The 16,422-nt window shown below is 69.7% G+C and carries 16 protein-coding genes; 7 read left to right on the forward strand and 9 right to left on the reverse strand.

What is annotated here, in order from left to right; all coding sequences use genetic code 11:
- Position 1: 1 nt before the first annotated feature.
- The 9 genes from ACWDVB_RS29465 to ACWDVB_RS29505 all read right to left on the reverse strand — a co-directional run bounded on the left by ACWDVB_RS29465 (position 2) and on the right by ACWDVB_RS29505 (position 10,249).
- Positions 2–775, reverse strand: coding sequence for a hypothetical protein (locus ACWDVB_RS29465; protein ID WP_451517568.1), 774 nt, complete (start codon positions 773–775; stop codon positions 2–4).
- Positions 776–785: 10 nt separating this feature from the next.
- Positions 786–2,135 (reverse strand): replicative DNA helicase, encoded by a 1,350-nt coding sequence (locus ACWDVB_RS29470; RefSeq protein WP_451517567.1) that lies wholly within the window; start codon positions 2,133–2,135, stop codon positions 786–788.
- 77 nt (positions 2,136–2,212) lie between these two features.
- Entirely contained in the window at positions 2,213–2,932 is a 720-nt protein-coding gene (locus ACWDVB_RS29475; RefSeq protein WP_451517566.1) for a DciA family protein, read from the reverse strand.
- An 80-nt stretch (positions 2,933–3,012) separates the two neighbouring features.
- Positions 3,013–3,630: a DciA family protein gene (locus tag ACWDVB_RS29480; RefSeq protein WP_451517565.1), complete on the reverse strand. Its 618-nt coding sequence runs from the start codon at positions 3,628–3,630 to the stop codon at positions 3,013–3,015.
- An 11-nt stretch (positions 3,631–3,641) separates the two neighbouring features.
- Entirely contained in the window at positions 3,642–5,162 is a 1,521-nt protein-coding gene (locus ACWDVB_RS29485; protein WP_451517564.1) for a transcriptional regulator, read from the reverse strand.
- A gap of 1,377 nt (positions 5,163–6,539) precedes the next feature.
- A complete protein-coding gene (locus tag ACWDVB_RS29490) occupies positions 6,540–7,001 on the reverse strand; it encodes a PPC domain-containing DNA-binding protein (RefSeq protein WP_451517563.1) in 462 nt (153 codons plus the stop codon).
- A gap of 27 nt (positions 7,002–7,028) precedes the next feature.
- On the reverse strand, positions 7,029–8,012 hold the full coding sequence (locus ACWDVB_RS29495) for an asparaginase (protein WP_451517562.1): 984 nt from the start codon (positions 8,010–8,012) through the stop codon (positions 7,029–7,031).
- Positions 8,013–8,054: 42 nt separating this feature from the next.
- Entirely contained in the window at positions 8,055–9,761 is a 1,707-nt protein-coding gene (locus ACWDVB_RS29500) for a helix-turn-helix domain-containing protein (protein ID WP_451517561.1), read from the reverse strand.
- A gap of 155 nt (positions 9,762–9,916) precedes the next feature.
- Positions 9,917–10,249, reverse strand: a complete 333-nt coding sequence (locus ACWDVB_RS29505) for a GntR family transcriptional regulator (protein WP_451517560.1) — start codon at positions 10,247–10,249, stop codon at positions 9,917–9,919.
- A gap of 188 nt (positions 10,250–10,437) precedes the next feature.
- Here ACWDVB_RS29505 and ACWDVB_RS29510 point away from each other — a divergent pair, with 188 nt between their 5' ends.
- From ACWDVB_RS29510 to ACWDVB_RS29540, 7 genes are all read left to right on the forward strand, one after another.
- The gene (locus tag ACWDVB_RS29510) at positions 10,438–10,839 is read left to right on the forward strand and encodes a hypothetical protein (RefSeq protein WP_451517559.1); all 402 of its coding nucleotides are present in this window, start codon (positions 10,438–10,440) and stop codon (positions 10,837–10,839) included.
- Between the two features lie 744 nt (positions 10,840–11,583).
- Positions 11,584–11,841: a WhiB family transcriptional regulator gene (locus tag ACWDVB_RS29515; RefSeq protein ID WP_451517558.1), complete on the forward strand. Its 258-nt coding sequence runs from the start codon at positions 11,584–11,586 to the stop codon at positions 11,839–11,841.
- 75 nt (positions 11,842–11,916) lie between these two features.
- On the forward strand, positions 11,917–12,090 hold the full coding sequence (locus ACWDVB_RS29520) for a hypothetical protein (RefSeq protein WP_451517557.1): 174 nt from the start codon (positions 11,917–11,919) through the stop codon (positions 12,088–12,090).
- Positions 12,091–12,287: 197 nt separating this feature from the next.
- On the forward strand, positions 12,288–12,479 hold the full coding sequence (locus ACWDVB_RS29525) for a DUF5999 family protein (protein ID WP_451517618.1): 192 nt from the start codon (positions 12,288–12,290) through the stop codon (positions 12,477–12,479).
- A 401-nt stretch (positions 12,480–12,880) separates the two neighbouring features.
- The gene (locus ACWDVB_RS29530) at positions 12,881–15,457 is read left to right on the forward strand and encodes a hypothetical protein (RefSeq protein WP_451517556.1); all 2,577 of its coding nucleotides are present in this window, start codon (positions 12,881–12,883) and stop codon (positions 15,455–15,457) included.
- A gap of 240 nt (positions 15,458–15,697) precedes the next feature.
- Positions 15,698–16,213 (forward strand): hypothetical protein, encoded by a 516-nt coding sequence (locus tag ACWDVB_RS29535; RefSeq protein WP_451517555.1) that lies wholly within the window; start codon positions 15,698–15,700, stop codon positions 16,211–16,213.
- 3 nt (positions 16,214–16,216) lie between these two features.
- Complete coding sequence (locus ACWDVB_RS29540) at positions 16,217–16,417, forward strand: hypothetical protein (RefSeq protein ID WP_355982218.1); 201 nt, start codon at positions 16,217–16,219, stop codon at positions 16,415–16,417.
- Positions 16,418–16,422: the final 5 nt, after the last annotated feature.

Here is a 16,422-nt window from a genome sequence, read left to right on the forward strand (position 1 = left end):
CTCACGGATTGGGGCGGTGGCCAGGGGAGGCCCCTGGGCGGATGCCCGGCTTCTTCTTCCGGTCGCTTCGGCTGGCCACGAGGGTCTTGCGGATCTCGGCGGCGGTCTTCCGGGAGTGCTCGCTGGTGGAGGTGGCCTCGGCGGTTCCGGGAACGAATCGGTGCTCGGGCTGTTGGCAGGACGAGCAGGGGGCGCCGTCGTGGATGGTACGGCCGTCCTCGCAGGCCGGGTTGGGGCAGGGGCCGCGGCCGACGAGGAACTCGGCGATCTCCTGTGGGGCCCAGCGGAGCCGGTTGTCCTCGTCGCGTTCGTGGATGGCGTGGGACCAGCGGGTGTGCCATCGACGTTCGATGCGGTCGAGGAGCTGGGCGGGGGTCCGGTGGGCGAGCTCGGCGAAGAGGATGTCGGGAAGGGTCCGCGGGAGGCGGTGGCCGAGGGCTTTGAGTAGTGGTTGAGGGAAGCCTTGCATGATGAATCCGATTGGATCGTTGCCGGGGCCCCGCTTCCATGTCCGGCACCGGCACGCGCCTTCTACCGGAAGCGGGCTGCCGCAGCGGGCGCACAGGCCACGGCAGTCGGCACACAGCCCGTTGTCCAGGCCGTCGAGATGCGGTGCTGGTGCTCGCCCGCACTCCAGGCAGCACGAGGCACACAGGCCGCAGAGCCGCTCGTCGCCGACCCGTGTCGTCCAGGAGCGCTGCTGGCAGCGGCAGCACAGGGAGGGCTTGCAGTAGTCGTTGTGCGCGCCGTCGTACCGGCTGAGGCGGTCGAGCACGGTGCTCCTTTCAGGTCCCGGCCATGTCGACGAACCGGGAGTAGTGCCCCTGGAAGGCCACGGTGATGGTCGCGGTGGGGCCGTTGCGGTGCTTGGCGACGATGAAGTCAGCCTCGCCTGCGCGGGGTGACTCTTTCTCGTAGGCATCCTCGCGGTGCAGAAGGATGACGAGGTCTGCGTTGTCCTCGAGCGACCCGGAGTCGCGGAGGTCAATGAGTATCGGCTTCTTGTCGGTGCGTTGTTCGGCGCCACGGTTGGCCTTGGAGACGGCGACGATGGGGATCTGCAGCTCGGTGGCGAGCAGCTTCAGGCAGCGTGAGATCTCGGAGATCTCTTCGTAGCGGGAGCCGAGCGGGCGGGTGCCGTAGGTCATCATCTGCAGGTTGTCGACGATGAGCAGCTTGATGTTCCGCTGGCAGGCGAGGCGGCGGCACTGTGCCCGCAGGTCGGTGAAGGTGGGCCAGGCCTCGTCCTGGATGTACAGGGGGGCTTTGGAGACGTCAGGGACGCGGCGAGCCAGCCTGATCCAGTCCTCGTCGTTCATAGTGCCGGCTCGCATGTGGTGCAGGGGCACGCGGGCTTCCGCGGACAGGATGCGGGTGGCGATTTCCTCGCGTCCGGACTCGTAGGTGAACAGAGCTGCGGGAAGGTCGTGCTTGATCGAGGCGGAGCGCAGAAGGTCCAGGGCGAGGGTGGAGGTGCCCATGGCGGGTCGGGCGGCGATGACGACCAGGTGTCCGGGGCGCAGTCCGCTGGTGAGCAAGTCGAGGTCGGTGAAGCCGGTCGGGACTCCGCTGAGGGCACCGGCGCTGCCGGCCGCCTCGAGCTCGTCGAGTGCGCCTTCGAGGATGTCGCCGATCGAGTAGGAAGGGGCGAGGCCGCGGGGGCGTTGGGCGGTGGCTGCGAGGATTTCGGCCTGGGCGATGTCGGCGAGACGGTCAGCCTCTTCGGGCGTGCTCTCGGAAGCCAGGCTCTCCACCCGGGCGGCGGCTTCCTTGGTGCGCCGCAGCATGGCGTGGGCCTGCACGCGCTCAGCGGCGCGGAGCCAGCCGTCGCCGGTGCCTCTGGCGATCAGCAAGTCGAGGTAGTCGAGGCCGCCGGCGGCGTCCAGGGTTCCGTCGGAGCCGAGGACCTTGGTCACTCGAGGGGGGTCGGGGCTTTCACCGGAGGCGTAGATGCGGAGCACGGCCTCGTAGATCAGGACATGGGCCGGCTCGTAGAAGTCGCGAGGATGGAGCATCTCGACGACGTCGGCGATGGTGTCGGTGGACAGCAGCATCGCGCGAAGGACGGTCTTCTCCGCGGACACTGCGTTGTCGTCGCTGCTCGTGGTCTCTCCGCCGTCTGGCTCGTTGCTCATGGTGGTGTTCCCCCGCTCCCCCGCTGCGCTGCCAGGCGTCGACGCGCCCGTCAAATGGCCGTGATCGGATAACGACTTTATGGCCCTGTCGGAGGTGACGGTGCCCTCGCCTTCTCCGTCCGGGCCCGGCGCAGTGCCGCTTCCCGCGCTAAGTCGGAGGCCTCAGCCCTTCCACGCGCCGACGCGGTGCGGGCGCGCTGACGATCCAGCCGGTCACGTGACTCGCGCTCCGCCTGCGCGGCTTGCCGGGACACCGCGTCGTCCACCGCCTGATCCACGACAGAGCCGAAGCGAGGGAAAGCCCGGGGCACCCAGGACATCTGCCGCGGCAGATGATGGGAGGCCTCGGCAGGGGAAGCTTCCGTCTCCACGCCGACCACCGGCAAGGGCGTCAACTGCGGACCGGCGATGAGCATCGTCCGAACGGGCCCAGCACCGGCCTGCACGAAGACGTCGTTCAGCACGCCCACCAGCCGGGGCCCAAGAAGACGGGTCTGCGTCGCCCACGCCACCGAGTCGGCGCGCACGGACAGCACCCCCTCGGCCGCGTCGTACGCGGCCACGACCACGTGCTTGGCGAAATCGGGTCCTACACGGTCCTGCCACAGTGCGCTCACCGGGGCGAGAGAAGGCATAGGAAAACGCCGCTCGATAAGGTCCAGCAGAACCTGCGCGAGGGGGACCGGCACGGCGTTGCGTCGCCGCCGTGGCGCCGACATGGCCATCTGGCTGCGACGCGACCGAGCCCTGCGCAAGCGGGCGTCTTCCCTGGCCGCCCTGAGCGCGGCGGCGGCCATGTCGACCCGCCCGGTGGGCTCATCGGGGCAAATCACCGGGTACCCTCCTCCGTCCCGATCCCATGAGGAACCGCAGTTTGTCAGCTTTCGACGCTCGTTGGAGTACGTGTGGCGAGAAGGACCTCGAGCGTGCGCCGATAGCCGGCCGAGGCGTTCTCCCGGGTCTTCACCGCGCCGACCGGCTCGGCGACGGGGCGGACGGCAAGGGCAAGTTCGGGCGTCGCGACAGTGGCACCGGCCGGAAGGACCCGGACCTCGCGGACCACGGACCCGTCGGCCCGCTGGTTGGCCGCGTCGATGATCCGGGCCGTGAGAAGGCGGAGCTGCGTGCCGTAGGCCGGCGAGTCGGGGCGCAGGTCGAGCCGCCCGGACAGGGAGTCGAAGGCGACGGCGGTGGTGTGGGCGGCCAGGTTCGGCGCGACCGCAGCCGCGATGTCGGGCCACTGGTCGAGGATGCTGCCGCCGGAGGCGGGCACGTCCCAGGCCCGCTCGGCGATGAGGGACTGGATGACGGTGGCAAACCCGGTGGGGTCGCGGCGGTCGCGCTGCTGCACGGTCACCCTCTTCGGCCGACGCGGGGCACGGGCCTGGGCGCCGCGCCGGCGGGCGGCCTCGCGGGCCTGATGGAGCGCGATGCGGGCGAGGTCGGCGCCGGACGCTTCGAGAACGCTCGGGGCGGCCGGGTCGGAGTTCGTCATGTAGCGCCTTCCTACTGCGTCTTGTACGTGGTCAGGGAGCTTCGGGCGAAGCTGGCGAGCTGCTCGGCGCGGCGGACCAGGTCATCACCGAAGAGGTACTGCCCCGCGGTGGCGCCGAGGGCGTGGATCGTGTCCTCGATCAGGTCGGTCGACCCGTCCCGGAACTGCGCGCGGGCCTGGTCGCGCATCTCGGTCCGCTCCGCGTCGCTGATCTCAAACGGATCGGCGCCGGCCTGAGCAGGCTGGTCGAGGTCGTCCGCTACCTGCAGGTGGCGGTTGCTGCGGGCGGCCTGGTTGACGTGGGCGAATGCCGTCTCGACCTCGCGCTTGAGGGTGGCGTCGGCCGGGGACTCCCAGGCGCCATCCTGCCGCTCCCGCTCAGCGCGGACCTGTTCGATGCGGTGGCGGCGACGGGCCTCCTGGGCAGCGTGCCACTGCTCGACAGCCGTTGTGCGCTTGGCCGGGCTGTCCAGGACCGTCTCGGCGCCGTTCAGCAGGACCGCGAGCAGACCGGAACCGCGACGGACACGCTCGGCCTGGCCCCGCATGTGCAGCCACGCCAGAACCTCGGTCACCGTCCACCCGGCATCGGCGACGCTGCGGGCCACCCAGGCGATCCGGGGCACCGAGCAGCCGCGCAGCCAGTCCAGCTCCTGAGTCAGCTCCCGGGCCAGCTGGAAGCGGCGGCCCACGACGTTCAGCTTCCGGCGACCGCCGGCCTTCGCCTCGGACTTCTTCGGGGTTGGGGACTTGGCTTCCCCGCTTGCGAGCTTCTCAGGGGGGAAGGAAGTATCACCCGCAGTAAAAGACGCTGAGGTACCGACCTGCATTGGGGTGCAACGGACCTCACCCGAAACAGCCGTCACAACCCCCTGCTCAGCGCCCTTCCGGGCACCCTTCACCGACGTCTTCGAGGACGTCTTCGAGCGGGGTTTGCGCACCTTCCGCGATGCCTTCTTCGCCAGCTTCGCCATCAGCTCCCGGCCGGCCTCCGCGATCCCGGACGCCGCCCGCGTGTACGCCGGAGCGTCCTTGTCTCGCTGCACCGTGCGGATCCCGAGTGCGACGTCGAACTCCACCGGGATCATCCGCGCGAACTCGCTGGCCTGCGCCGGGCCGCCGGACACCCGCGTGCCCTTGACGATCCACGCGAGCAGCCCGGCCTCCCGCAGCATCCCCAGGTGGTACTCCACCGACCGCTCCGCCAAGCCGGTGCGGCGCACCAGGTACTCAATCCCCGGACGGCACGGGAACAGCTGCGCGAGCTCCTGGGCGACGCGCACGGTCGTCGGCCCGAACGAGCGAGGGCCGTGCGACCGGTGCCGCCGCGGCTCGTAGAGCCCGGACCCGGCGACCCAGTGGACAGCCTGCATCCAGGAGTAGCCGTCGCCCGCGATCCGGCCCGCCGACGTCGACAGCCACTGGCTCGCCTCCGGCACGTACAGCGCGGGCAGCACGGAGGCCGCGTCGCCGTCGACCGACGGACGCGGGCCAGGAATCAGCGCGGCGACCAGTGCCGCCGTGCCGCTCATCGGCCCACCGTCCCGGCCGGGGTGATGAAGATCGCCTGTGTCGTCATCAGGCTGGTGTACACGCCAAAGCGGACACCCCCCTTGGCAGGCAGAACGTGTGCTTCGTGATCCATCTGCCGACGGTGGACCAGGTGGCCTGTGGACAGAGGCCGCACAGCCCCGATTGCCCCCGGCGCTCCCGCCAGGTGGTTAAAGATCTTGGTGCTGGTCCCGCCAGACGGAACCGGCCGTGCGAGGGAAAGGGAAAATGTCGTCACGCCTGCTACAGGTGTGAGAACCGAGTCCGGTGTGACAGACCGGAACGGTGAATCTCCTCGCGGCACGGCTTCTACGGGATGAACGGGGCGAACTGGCGTGTGACATCCCGCTCGGTGCACCCCGAACATCTCGCGAACCAGGGTGAAACGGGCATAGCTGGGCTGGAAAACGGCATAGCAGTCCTGCACAATGGCTCCTGTCGTGGAGGCATCGCCAAGACGGCATGACGAAGCCCCCCAGTGGGTGCTTCGTGGTTCGGGGAGAACCAAGTACGAGCGTCCGACCGGCTGCTAACCGTCCGGACGGCCCCTAAGGGCGGGTCCGCTAAACCCGCCCAGTGTCAGAGGGGGCGCTCAGCGGAGGTGCGCTAACACCTCGCGAACTGGGCGTCCCGGGCGGCTGGTGATCCCCGGCGAAGGGCAGCCGCCCTATCCAGCTACAACGTCGCGGCCTCCAGCGGTGAGATTTGCCCGCGCTGCTTCTCCAGCGCAGAAGACTGATGTCCCTGCGGCATGCCGCCACGGCGGCCACAGGACGACGTCGGCAAGAAGGCGCGATAAGACCCGGCCGGAGCGACGCTCGCTGGTCGCTGCCACGGTGGGGTGGTGTGTGTCCACGCGCGGGTACGGGTACCCTGCATCGTGCGACCGCCTCCTCTACAGGTGGTTCGCCGGGCCGGGAGTTTTCCCAGCCGAGAGCCCCCATGGACTTGCCTAAGGTCCGGGGGGCTTTTTCTTGTGCAACTACAGATCGATTCCGACGACACCCTACCCCCCTGACGCACCACCGTGTGACGGTCGGTGACGTCGTGTCGGACATGGTTCTGACTACGTGACACCAAGCGATTCCCGGCGGACTCCATCAGCCCGCCGCGCTGCGCCAACCGCTGTGGCCTCACTGCCTGACAGGCCGTCATGCCTGTCTCCGCACGGTAAGCACCTGCTCCGTCGCGCGAGGTCTCCCAGATGCGCGTTGGCAGCCTTCGCGGACGTCGTTAGCTCGGGCAGTTCCACCACCGTCACCCCGGCCTCCACCAGCTGCCCGTAGCCGACATCGGCTTCCCCTCCGCGACCCGCTTCGCGCGTCGCTCCTTGGAGTTGACCAGCAGGCGCGCGGCCGTCACGCGTTGAAGGTCAGCAAAGGTACGTCGTAGAGTTCGGGGTTTTTGGGCCGGGTCATCACCGGGGCGGTGACTTCGACTACGAGCATCTCAACAAGGAACTGGACGCGGGCGCTGAGCAGATGGCTTGTGTGGCCGGTGGCCGATCGTGCCTTCTCCCCCAGCGAGGTGTGGATGTGCGGCAGGACCGTGTTCGTTTCAGCGTCATACGCGAGCGTTCCGCACCCCATGGCCTCCACTCCGGTTAGGTGGACCTTGCTCCACACGGGAGCCTCGGGGTTCTCCAGCTTCTCGCAGGCGCCGACGATCTCGGCTTCGGCGAAGCCGGCGATGAACATGGGGATGTAGCCGTGCCGTACGTTGTTGCTGCGGCAGAAGTCGGCAAGGGTGGGAAAGAAGTCGTCGCCGTGATCGAAGGTCACGCCGAAGGTTCGGCCGGTGGTGAGTTCGTAGCTGCGCAAGATGGGATCCCGGGGCTGTTGGGTCGGTTACGAGAGGGTGCTGAAGTCCTGGATGATCTGGCCCCTGTCGGCGCCGGTCATCAGTAGTAGCTGCAGCAGAATGCGTGCCTTGACCGGGTCCAGCGTGTTGCTGGAGATCAGCCCACGGGCGAGCAGATCCGACTCAGAGCCGGGGAAACCGTAGGTCTGCCGCAGTACGGGGCCGGATCCGGTGCGAGTGGCCAGGATGACCGGCATGCGCTTGGCGAGGTCGGCGAGGGCGTCCACGCAGGCCATCGAGACGTGGCCGGCCCCGAACGCAGCGACGACCAGGCCGTCGACGTGGTCACCGAGGACTTGGAGGAGCGTCCCGTCGTCGCCGATCCCGACCGTGAAGACGGTGGTGCGGACGGTGGGAGCGGTGGCGCTCGGGGGAGCAATCGTCGGGGCCGCGTCGGGGCGGGTCAGAATGCGTACGCGGTCCTCCGCGACGTAGCCGATCGGACCGGGGTACGAGGTGAAGGCGGTGGGGCTCGTGGCATGGGTCTTGCGGACCCAGCGGGCAGCGTGGATCTCCTCCCCGAACACCACGACACAGCCTGTGCCCCGTGCTTCGGTGCTGGCCGCGGTGCGGATCGCGGCCAGCACGTTCGCGGGACCGTCCGCTCCCGCCATGCTCGCGTTGCGCATGGCGCCGGTGACCACGATCGGCATGTCGCCCGTGGCGACGAGATCCAGCAGGTACGCGGTCTCCTCGATCGTGTCCGTCCCCTGGGTGACGACCACGCCGTCGACCGCGAGCGTCTCGATCGTCGCGGCGAGCTCGAACAAGTCGGAGAAGGACAGCGACGCGCCGGGCACGCGGCGGAAGTCACGTACCTCCACATGGATGCCGGTGTTAGCGAGCCCCGGAACCTCGGCGATCAGGTCATCGGCCGACAGCGTCGGCGTCGCGCCGCCGTCGGTCTGCGCGGTCATCGCGATCGTGCCGCCGAGCGAGATCACTGCGATGCGCCGGACGTTGTCGGCCATGGCCTCTTTCCCCTTCGTGAACAGGCAGGTGATGGTGCGGGATCAGTGATCGGCCGGAAGAGAGGCCACGTACGCGCAAGCGGCGTCGATACCAGCCGCGGAGACCAGCCGGCTGCGGGACTGGATCAGCCCGGACGATCCGTACCGGGCGAGCTGGCCGCACCGCTGGATCAACCAAGACCACGGCAGGTCGAGGTACTGCGCCAGAGCACGCAGCCGTCCGGCAGCCGTCGGCGCCGCAGTGAGCGAGTCCGCGTCGACGTCGCGCGCTGCGATCGTGAACTCACGGACGACCGAGGACCGGGCGGTCACGTCGACGTGCCACATGCCGTCGCCCCGCACCCAGTTCGCGATCACCGCTTCCTTATCGGGAGAGACCACGAAACCCTCAACGCTCTCATACGCGGGATCGGACGTGAACTGCGCGTGGATCCCGAGCGACTCCATCAACGCCACGGTCAGAAACAGCAGGACCCGCTCGTACCTCGGAGACGAGCGGACCACCTCCTCCGGGATGCAGAACGCCCGGGTGCTCGTGTTGCCGAGCGCCTTCGTGGTTTCCCGCAGGTACGGGTACTTGTGATCGAAGATCAACCAGGCGCTGGCTTCCTCACCGCGCTGTTCCCTCGTCCAGAACGCGGGCAGCGCTGGCAGATCCGGCAGCGCCCGAAGGATGTGGCGAGCGCAGAAGTCCGAGCCCAGCCACATGTGGGCGACCGTGTTCAACCCGGGTGCAGCTTCCCGGCTGACCGCAGAGGCAGACAGCCGCTCGTAGGCCTTGAGATCGCTGCGGGTCTCGGCAAGAGGCTGGTCATCGGCCTGTAGCGCGTCGTCGTAGTTGCTGACGGCCCACAAAATGCCGTAGGTGAGGTCATCCAGTTCGTAGGCCGTGGGCGCGGCGACTTCGTACACGCCGCCGTTCTTCGCGAGCCGGCTGCGGGCCGATCGGCCGTCCAGAGCGTAGAACCGTGAGACTCCCTCGGCGTTGACGGCTCCGACCAGCAGGCTGCGATTCGGCCGCGTCAGGAATTCCTCAGCCCGCCGCTGGTCGGGGACAGATACGATCACTCGGCTTCCCTCGACGCGCGCGGGGTGGACCTGGAGCGACAGTTGGGAGCCGAGCATGGAACGGCCTCCTGGGATGAGGGCGTGCCAGTCGACTCCGAAGTCAGGGGTCGGGCGGGACAGCTGAAGGCCCGACCATTTTTCGGTGGCGGTTCTCGCAAACCCGAAGGGATCTTCGGCGGCGCTGATTGCTGAGGCTGCTGGCATCCCCATGCCGGCAACCGCAGCTGCACCGACCCCCACCCCGGCGCGCAAGAGCGTGCGTCGATCGAGTGCCACGAGCACCACCGTTCCATCGTCGAGACGTGCAGGGACGAAGATCCCCTCACTGTCTGACGGTGCCGTGTGCGAAAGGGGCGTGGCCAGGCCCACCGGTGTATCGGATACATGGGGCACCGAACCGGATACATGGATGGGCTCGGATACACCTCGATCGATCTCCTGCCACAGCTCGATCAGGAACCCGCCAGCACCCAGCGTTCGGTCGATGAGTTCCGCCTCACCCCGGTCCTGAGGTGGGCGGGCCCCGTTCTCCCAACGCTGCACCTTGGAGTGCGAAACGAACGTCCTCGCGGCGAATTCCCGCATGGACAATCCACGCGCCTCACGCAGCTGCCGGATCATGTAGCCAAGACGGTGCTGGGGCGATTCTTCCGGCGTCAGCACGTTCGGCTGCTGCCCCACTTCGGGCCCCCTCTATGTCTCCAATCGTATGTATCCAGAGGCTGGATACATGCCGGACCTAGAACGTGCTCCGTGATCGGGCCTACAACTTCCTTAGTGAAGCGGAGACCGACCAGGGAGCGGTGGACATGCGAATCGAGATAAGGACAGCAGGGTCAGCCATCGCGGTCTTTCTCGATCTTCTCGAGACGTGCGGCCAGGACCGCGACTTGCTCCTCAAGTGCCCTGAGGGCGCGGGCAGTCGTGTCCTCGCTGGTCTCGTTCGCCATGTCAGTGATGAACGACCCACGCCCCTGGTGGGAGTAGATCAACCCGGCCGACCGCAGCTCGGCGAGGGCGCGTTGAACGGTGCCCGGTGCGACGCCGTACTCCTCAGCCAGTTCGCGCGTACTGGGCAACTTCTCGCCGGCGGGCAGTCGTCCGGAGCGGACCTTGTCTCGCACGTCTTGCACGATTCGCTGGTACGGCTGCGTGGCCTGGTTGCTCATGAGCGACATAGTAGGTCGGCCCCCTCGGCTTAGCTAGCTTTCATAGCTTCCTCAACGAACCGCTTGACACGATCCCCACTGTATTAGGTAAGTTAGATATGTCGATAAGGTGTGGCGGTCGGCAAAAGCCCTCACCTGCCGTTTTGCGTCACCACACGAACATGTCAACCCGAGAGGAGCACTACCCCATGCACGTCACTCGTCGCCCCGCCGCCAGCCTCGCCACCGAGAGCTTCGACGCTGAGACGCTTGCGCTCCTGGAGGCGGTGGAGGTGCCGCTGCCCGACTTTGCCGACCTGGACCTGGACGTCGCCTTCGGTACGCCGCTGGAGATGTACGACCTGGTGACTGCGGACGAGCTGGCCCGGTGGGACGCCGCGTCCGCGGTGGCGAAGGGCAAGAGCAAGGCCCGCGACGAGCTCGTCGCGGAGTCCGGGGCGCGGCGGGAGGCGGCGCGGGACATCCTCGCGGCCGACCCGTCGATCGCCGAGCTGGTTCGTGAGCGCCTGGTGGACGCGCTCCTCCCCTACGCCGCCCAGCTGCGCACCACGCGGCCGACGGCCGCGGCGCCCCTGCCGATCGCGGCCTGACTCCCGCACCACCCGCCGGGTCTTCGGACCCGGCTCCCCCACTCGGAACCGCCCCCGCGGGCGGCGCCGGATGAGGGAGCCGGACCCTCGGCCCCCGATGTACCGCCCGGACCCCCCGATCCCGGGGCCCCGATCTCGGTCGGGGTGTGAAAGGCAGCGGCCGGTCTTTGAGAACTCAACAGCGTGATCCACCACCGCAGTACCGGCCGTGCCCACACCGGCCGGAGGTGAGTGGAAACCCGTCGTGCGGTGCCATTACTTCTGGTGGTGGCAGTCGGCACGTGCCATGACCGTCGGGCGCGCTCCTGAAGCGCGGCCTGGGCTAGCCCAGCCAGGTGCTCATTACTGACGGAGAGCTCGGAGGGCCGACATCCCCACGACGCTAAAGAACGACGCGGCATGACCTTCACTGCAGACCCGCCCGGACGGATCTCCCGGCGGTAGCGGTCCGCGTCTATCGAGATCCGGCACCCCGCTCGCGAGGTGCTGCGCAACCCAGCAGCCTGTGCTGCCCGTCGACGACCGCTTCGCTTCTCGCGGGCCGGTGGACGGCGGAGTGCGCAGGACACATCGAGTCCCGCACTAACGACGACAGCCCCGGCGACTTGGAACCCCCCGGGGCTGTCCAGGACCTGTCTAGGAGGACCTGATGCCCACAAGCATCGCACGCCCGCTCGGCACCACCGACTCGGACCCGGACATGGACGAGGCCCTGCGCCGCGCCCGGGGCGGGAAGTGACCGGCATGGACTGGCGACACAACGCGGTCTGCCGCGTAGAAGATCCGGAACTGTTCTTCCCCATCGGCAACACCGGACCGGCGCTCCTGCAGATCGAGGAGGCCAAAGCTGTCTGCCGCCGCTGCCCGGTCATGGAGCAGTGCCTGCGGTGGGCGCTGGAGGCCGGTGAGGAAGCGGGTGTCTGGGGTGGCCTGTCCGAGGACGAGCGGAGGTCGCTGAGGCGTCGGGCCGCCCGGAAGCGGGCGGCGCGGAGGTTGGCGTGAGTGACACCGAGCGTCAGCAGCTCGCCGACAAGCTGCACCGCATCAACCAGCAGCACGACTACGGACGTCGCTCACGTGGCTGACGACCTGTACACCCGCTACATGAAGGCCGATGCCGCCCGCCGCGCGCACCGCGGGGACTGCACGCAGTGCGCGCCGGACGCGCCGTGCACGACCGGCCAGCGCCTGCACGAGTCGTTCACCCGGCTCCAGGACGCCTACCTCACCCAACAGAAGAGGAAGCGCTGACCGTCGGACGGGAGAGGACACCAACTTCCGTCCCGTGCAGTGCTGCTTCACCAGGCCGGTCGCCCGCATGACGGGCGGCCGGTCTTTCGCACGTCTCCCGCCCGGGAGAGTCTCGGGCCCGCACCCTCGCAGGAGAGCTCATGCGTAGCCGTACCCAGCTCGACACCGCGCCGACCGGCACCACGCTGTCGGACTCGCTGTGCACGCACACCCCGACGTGCCCGACGGCCGCCAGCCCGGACCGGGAGGCCGCGCACGTCGTGTCCGCGCACCCGGAGCAGGGCTGGAGCCTGCTGTGCAACGGCGTCCTGCTTTTTGAGGACACCGGCGAACTGCTCCCCGACGGCCAGGTCATCACTCCGCACCGGCCGCTCGCGGCCCTGGCCTGACGGCTGCCTGATCCGCCCGCACCGACCGCTTCGGCGGCCGGGCCGGGCGGTGACGGGGAGCCGGACAGTCCGGCCCGTAGACAGTCAGGAGATGACTATGCCCTTCTTCACTCGCATTTCGCGCCGTGTGACCCGTTCCTTCACCCTCGGCTGGACGTGCCAGGGCGCTGGCGGGTGCGGCGCCACCAACTCGGACACCGCCAGCAACTGCGGCAGCTGCGGCCGCTCCTGGGGATGACACCCGCGCCTGTCCCTGACCGCCTGCTCACACAGACGGCCCTCCGGGCCCCCGGCATGTCAGCTGCCGGGGCCCCGGAGGGCCTGGTCACGACCCTACAGACCCGATGCCGACCGCGGTGACCTCTTGCACAGAGGCGCCGGAAGTAAGAGAGGACAACACCGTGGCCCCCAAGACCGCCACCCGCCGAAGGCGCCAGACCGCGGCGGGTACAAGGGCCCGCGCCAACGCGCGCGCCAAGTCGCCCGCAGCGCCGGCCAGCGTCCCCGCGCAGGCCGCCACCCTCGAGGACACCGCGCCGCTGGTGTTCGAGGAGGCCGACCCGGTCATGGCCGACGCGGCGGACCGCGCTGCCGACCTCCGGGACCTGGCCGTCGACGAGGCGACCCGCATCCTCGCCGACGGTCAGGTGCGCGCCGATGAACTGATGGAAGGCGCCCGTGCGGAGGCCGCCTCGTTCACCGAGGCAGTCAACGCTGAGCAGGCGCAGATCATCGCTGACGCGGTGAAAGAAGCCGACCGGGTCCGCACGGAGGCTGCCGCCACAGCGGCCGCCGACGCCGACCAGGTCCGCGCCGCCGCCGACGCGGCGGCGGAGCAGCTGCTCGCGGATGCGCGCGCGGAGGCCGACACCGTCACGGCGAAGGCGTCCGGCGCGGCCGACCAGGTCCTCGCTGACGCCAGTACGGCTGCCGAGCAGCTGCTCGCCGACGCGCGCCGCCAGGCGCAGGAGGTCACCACCAGGGCGGCCGCCCAGGCAGAGCAGGTCCGCACCGAGGCCGCGCAGACGGCCGCGAAGGCCCTGGCCGATGCGGAGACGGCGCGCACCGAGCTGCTCGCGGCTGCGGAGCGCACCGCGGTGGAGACCCGTACCCGTGCCGCCACCGACGCCGACCAGCTTCTTCAGCAGGCGCGGGGCGAGGCCGACCGGCTGCGAGAGAGCGCGGGCGCCCAGGCCGCGCAGGTGAAGGCCGGGGCGGAGAAGACGGCCGCCGAGCTGTGTGAGGACGCTGCCCGTGAGCGGGAGGCGTCCCGTGCGGATGCGGCGCGTACGCGGACGCTGGCCAAGGAGGACATCGGCCGGCTGCGGGCGACGGCGGCCGAGGACGCGGAGCGGCTGACCCGCACCGCCCGCGAGGAGGCCAACCGCATCCTGGCCGCCGCCCGTACCAAGCGGGACGCTCAGCTGAAGGAAGCCGAGCACACGCTGGCGCAGGCCCGGCTGCGGGAAGCGGACGCGGACGTCACGCTGAAGGCCGCCGACGACATGGTGGCCCAGGCCGCCGCCCGGATGAAGCGCGCCACCGACCGCACCGAGCGGGCGCTGGAGCGCAAGCGCCTCAAGCTCAAGGCCAAAGGGGAGCGCCGGGACGCGAAGGAGGCCCGCAGGGCGAAGGCCCGGGAGCTGCGGGCCGCGTCCCGCGCCGGGAAGCCGGCCGTGGCCGACCGCGTGAAGCAGTTCGTGAAGGTGAATGCGGAGCGGTTGATGGTGGTCGGTCCGATCACCGCCCCGATGGCGGTGGCGTGGACGGGCCAGGCCGGCTTCGCTGAGGACATCCTCGGCTGGGTCGTCCCGTTCACAATTCTGTTCGCCGCCGCGTGGGAGCTGTCTACGGCGTTCGTGGGCTGGATGTACCACCAGGCCCGTCAGAGCGGCGACGCCGGAACCCTCTACCGCGTCAGCACATGGATCTTCGCCCTCGGGGCGGCGGTCATGAACTTCTGGCACGCCTCCGGGCAGGCGGTGGCCGGCAGCCGGGTCTGGGACGCGAATGAGGGGATCTGGAGGGAACAGGTCACCTACTGGCACTTCACCCCGAAGGCCGTGGCGTTCGCCGCCATGTCGATCGTCGGGATGGTGCTGTGGGAGCTGTACGCCTCCCTAATCCACCGCCGCAAGCTCCGTGAGGACGGCAAGGTCGCCAAGGCCCGCCCGTCGATCGGAGCGGTCCGCTGGCTGCGCTACCCGGTCCACTCCTTCACCGCCTGGTCCCTCGCGATCACCGACCCGCGCCTGACCACCCTGGACCGGGCCTGGACCGCAGCGGGCGCGGAGCTCGCGGACCGCAAGGCGGCCCGGACCGGTCTGGCCCTGCACCGAGTCGTCGTCCCCCGCCTCGCGGCCGACGACCACGGACCGGCAGCCATCCCCACCGTGCTCACCCTGTCCCGCACAGACCGGCCCGGACCGCTCGAAAGCCCCACTGCGGTCCGCCCGGTCCAGCACGGCGGATACGCGGTCCGCTCCGGTCCAGCCGACCGGAACGCGGTCCACGGTCCGGTCCGGACCGCAGGAGCCACGGACCGCACCGGCGGACCGGCGCTCGCCCTGGAGTCCGGTCCGGCCGGACCACAGAGCGCTGACCTGCGGACCGGCCCCGGTCCGGACCGAGGCCCTCGCACCGTGCCCGCCACCCAGAGCACGGCGGCTACACGCAAGGTGACGGTCCGGACCGCCGACGCTGCTCCCGGACCGCAGGAGTCGGACCGGTCCGGACCGGCCCACGAGGAAGCCCCGGACGACGCGATCGGGCCGGACCGGAAGGAAGAGAGCGGTCCGGACCTCACGGTCATCACGCTCACGGACCTTGAGCGGACCGCGCTGGACCGGCTCCGGACCGCGAACGAGCCGCTGAACCGGACCAACATCGCCAAGGCGGTCCGGACCGAGGGCGGCTCCATTGCCACGGACCGCGCCGGGCAGATCGCCGTTGCCCTCAAGCAGCACACGGTCCGCTGACCGGACCGCCCGCACAACGCCCTGCCGTTCATGGTCGCCCCCGGCCCGCGCCGCGCTCCCGAGCGTCAGCGCGGACCGGTGACGGCCACGGCCGGCAGGCCGCTCGCCCGCACCCCGCCCCGAGCGGGACGCGGGCGAGCCGCCTCGTACCGAGCACGATCCCGGCCCCGCACGCACGCCTCGGGGACACGGACCACGAACCCCCTCCCCTCCCACCCCCGAGACCTGGAGGTCTTCCCCATGACCGAGAACAACAGCCGGTGGACCTCGGACCACCTGATGAAGCCCGGCGGCACCGCCCTGTACGGCGCCCAGCAGCGCGAGCGGCTGCGGCAGATGGCCGACGAGGTGAGGGCGCTGCTCAACGAGTACCGGGCCGACCTGGAGAACATCGAGATCGAGGGCGACAAGCCCTTCGCGGCCCGTATCCGCGCCTATCTGGCATCGCGCCCGCTGGCGAAGCTGGAAAGCGACCTGCGGGACGCCGTGAATCACGCCGGAAAGCTGGACGCGGAATTCCAGAAGCGGTTTGTCGAGCTGCCGAAGAAGCGGGAGGCGAACGCGGAGAAGAAGGAGCTGGAGAAGGCCAGGAAGAAGGGCCTGAACACCGCCCGGGCGGTCAGTACCGCCGGGCAGCTCAACGACCTCTCGAACGCCCTGACCGAGCCGACCGGCGACGGGAAGACCGTCGCGAAGAAGACCGGCACGGACGGGGGCGATCACACCTTCCTGGACTTCCTGGAAAAGAGGGCCTGATAAGTGGCCGTGCAGCTCTCGAAGGGCCAGACGGCGCGATGGAACAAGCGCCTGGCGGAGACCGAGACGAACAAGGCGCGGGCGACCGCGCTGTGGGACCTGTCCCGCATCCTGGCCGGCACCGACGACGCGGCATGGGCCGACCTGGTCGTGCTGCTCCAGGGCTGGACGACGAGGCGGCAGGGTCAGCAGCCTTCGCCGTAACGCTC

This window comes from Streptomyces sp. NPDC003379 (assembly GCF_053589195.1).

Excerpts from the sequence above, each read along its gene's own strand:
- ACWDVB_RS29475 (WP_451517566.1), bottom strand. The coding sequence starts at position 2,932 with ATGGCCGCCGCCGCGCTCAGGGCGGCCAGGGAAGACGCCCGCTTGCGC.
- ACWDVB_RS29485 (WP_451517564.1), bottom strand. The coding sequence starts at position 5,162 with ATGAGCGGCACGGCGGCACTGGTCGCCGCGCTGATTCCTGGCCCGCGT.
- ACWDVB_RS29515 (WP_451517558.1), top strand. The coding sequence starts at position 11,584 with ATGGACTGGCGACACAACGCGGTCTGCCGCGTAGAAGATCCGGAACTG.
- ACWDVB_RS29495 (WP_451517562.1), bottom strand. The coding sequence starts at position 8,012 with ATGGCCGACAACGTCCGGCGCATCGCAGTGATCTCGCTCGGCGGCACG.
- ACWDVB_RS29510 (WP_451517559.1), top strand. The coding sequence starts at position 10,438 with ATGCACGTCACTCGTCGCCCCGCCGCCAGCCTCGCCACCGAGAGCTTC.
- ACWDVB_RS29480 (WP_451517565.1), bottom strand. The coding sequence starts at position 3,630 with ATGACGAACTCCGACCCGGCCGCCCCGAGCGTTCTCGAAGCGTCCGGC.
- ACWDVB_RS29505 (WP_451517560.1), bottom strand. The coding sequence starts at position 10,249 with ATGAGCAACCAGGCCACGCAGCCGTACCAGCGAATCGTGCAAGACGTG.
- ACWDVB_RS29470 (WP_451517567.1), bottom strand. The coding sequence starts at position 2,135 with ATGAGCAACGAGCCAGACGGCGGAGAGACCACGAGCAGCGACGACAAC.
- ACWDVB_RS29535 (WP_451517555.1), top strand. The coding sequence starts at position 15,698 with ATGACCGAGAACAACAGCCGGTGGACCTCGGACCACCTGATGAAGCCC.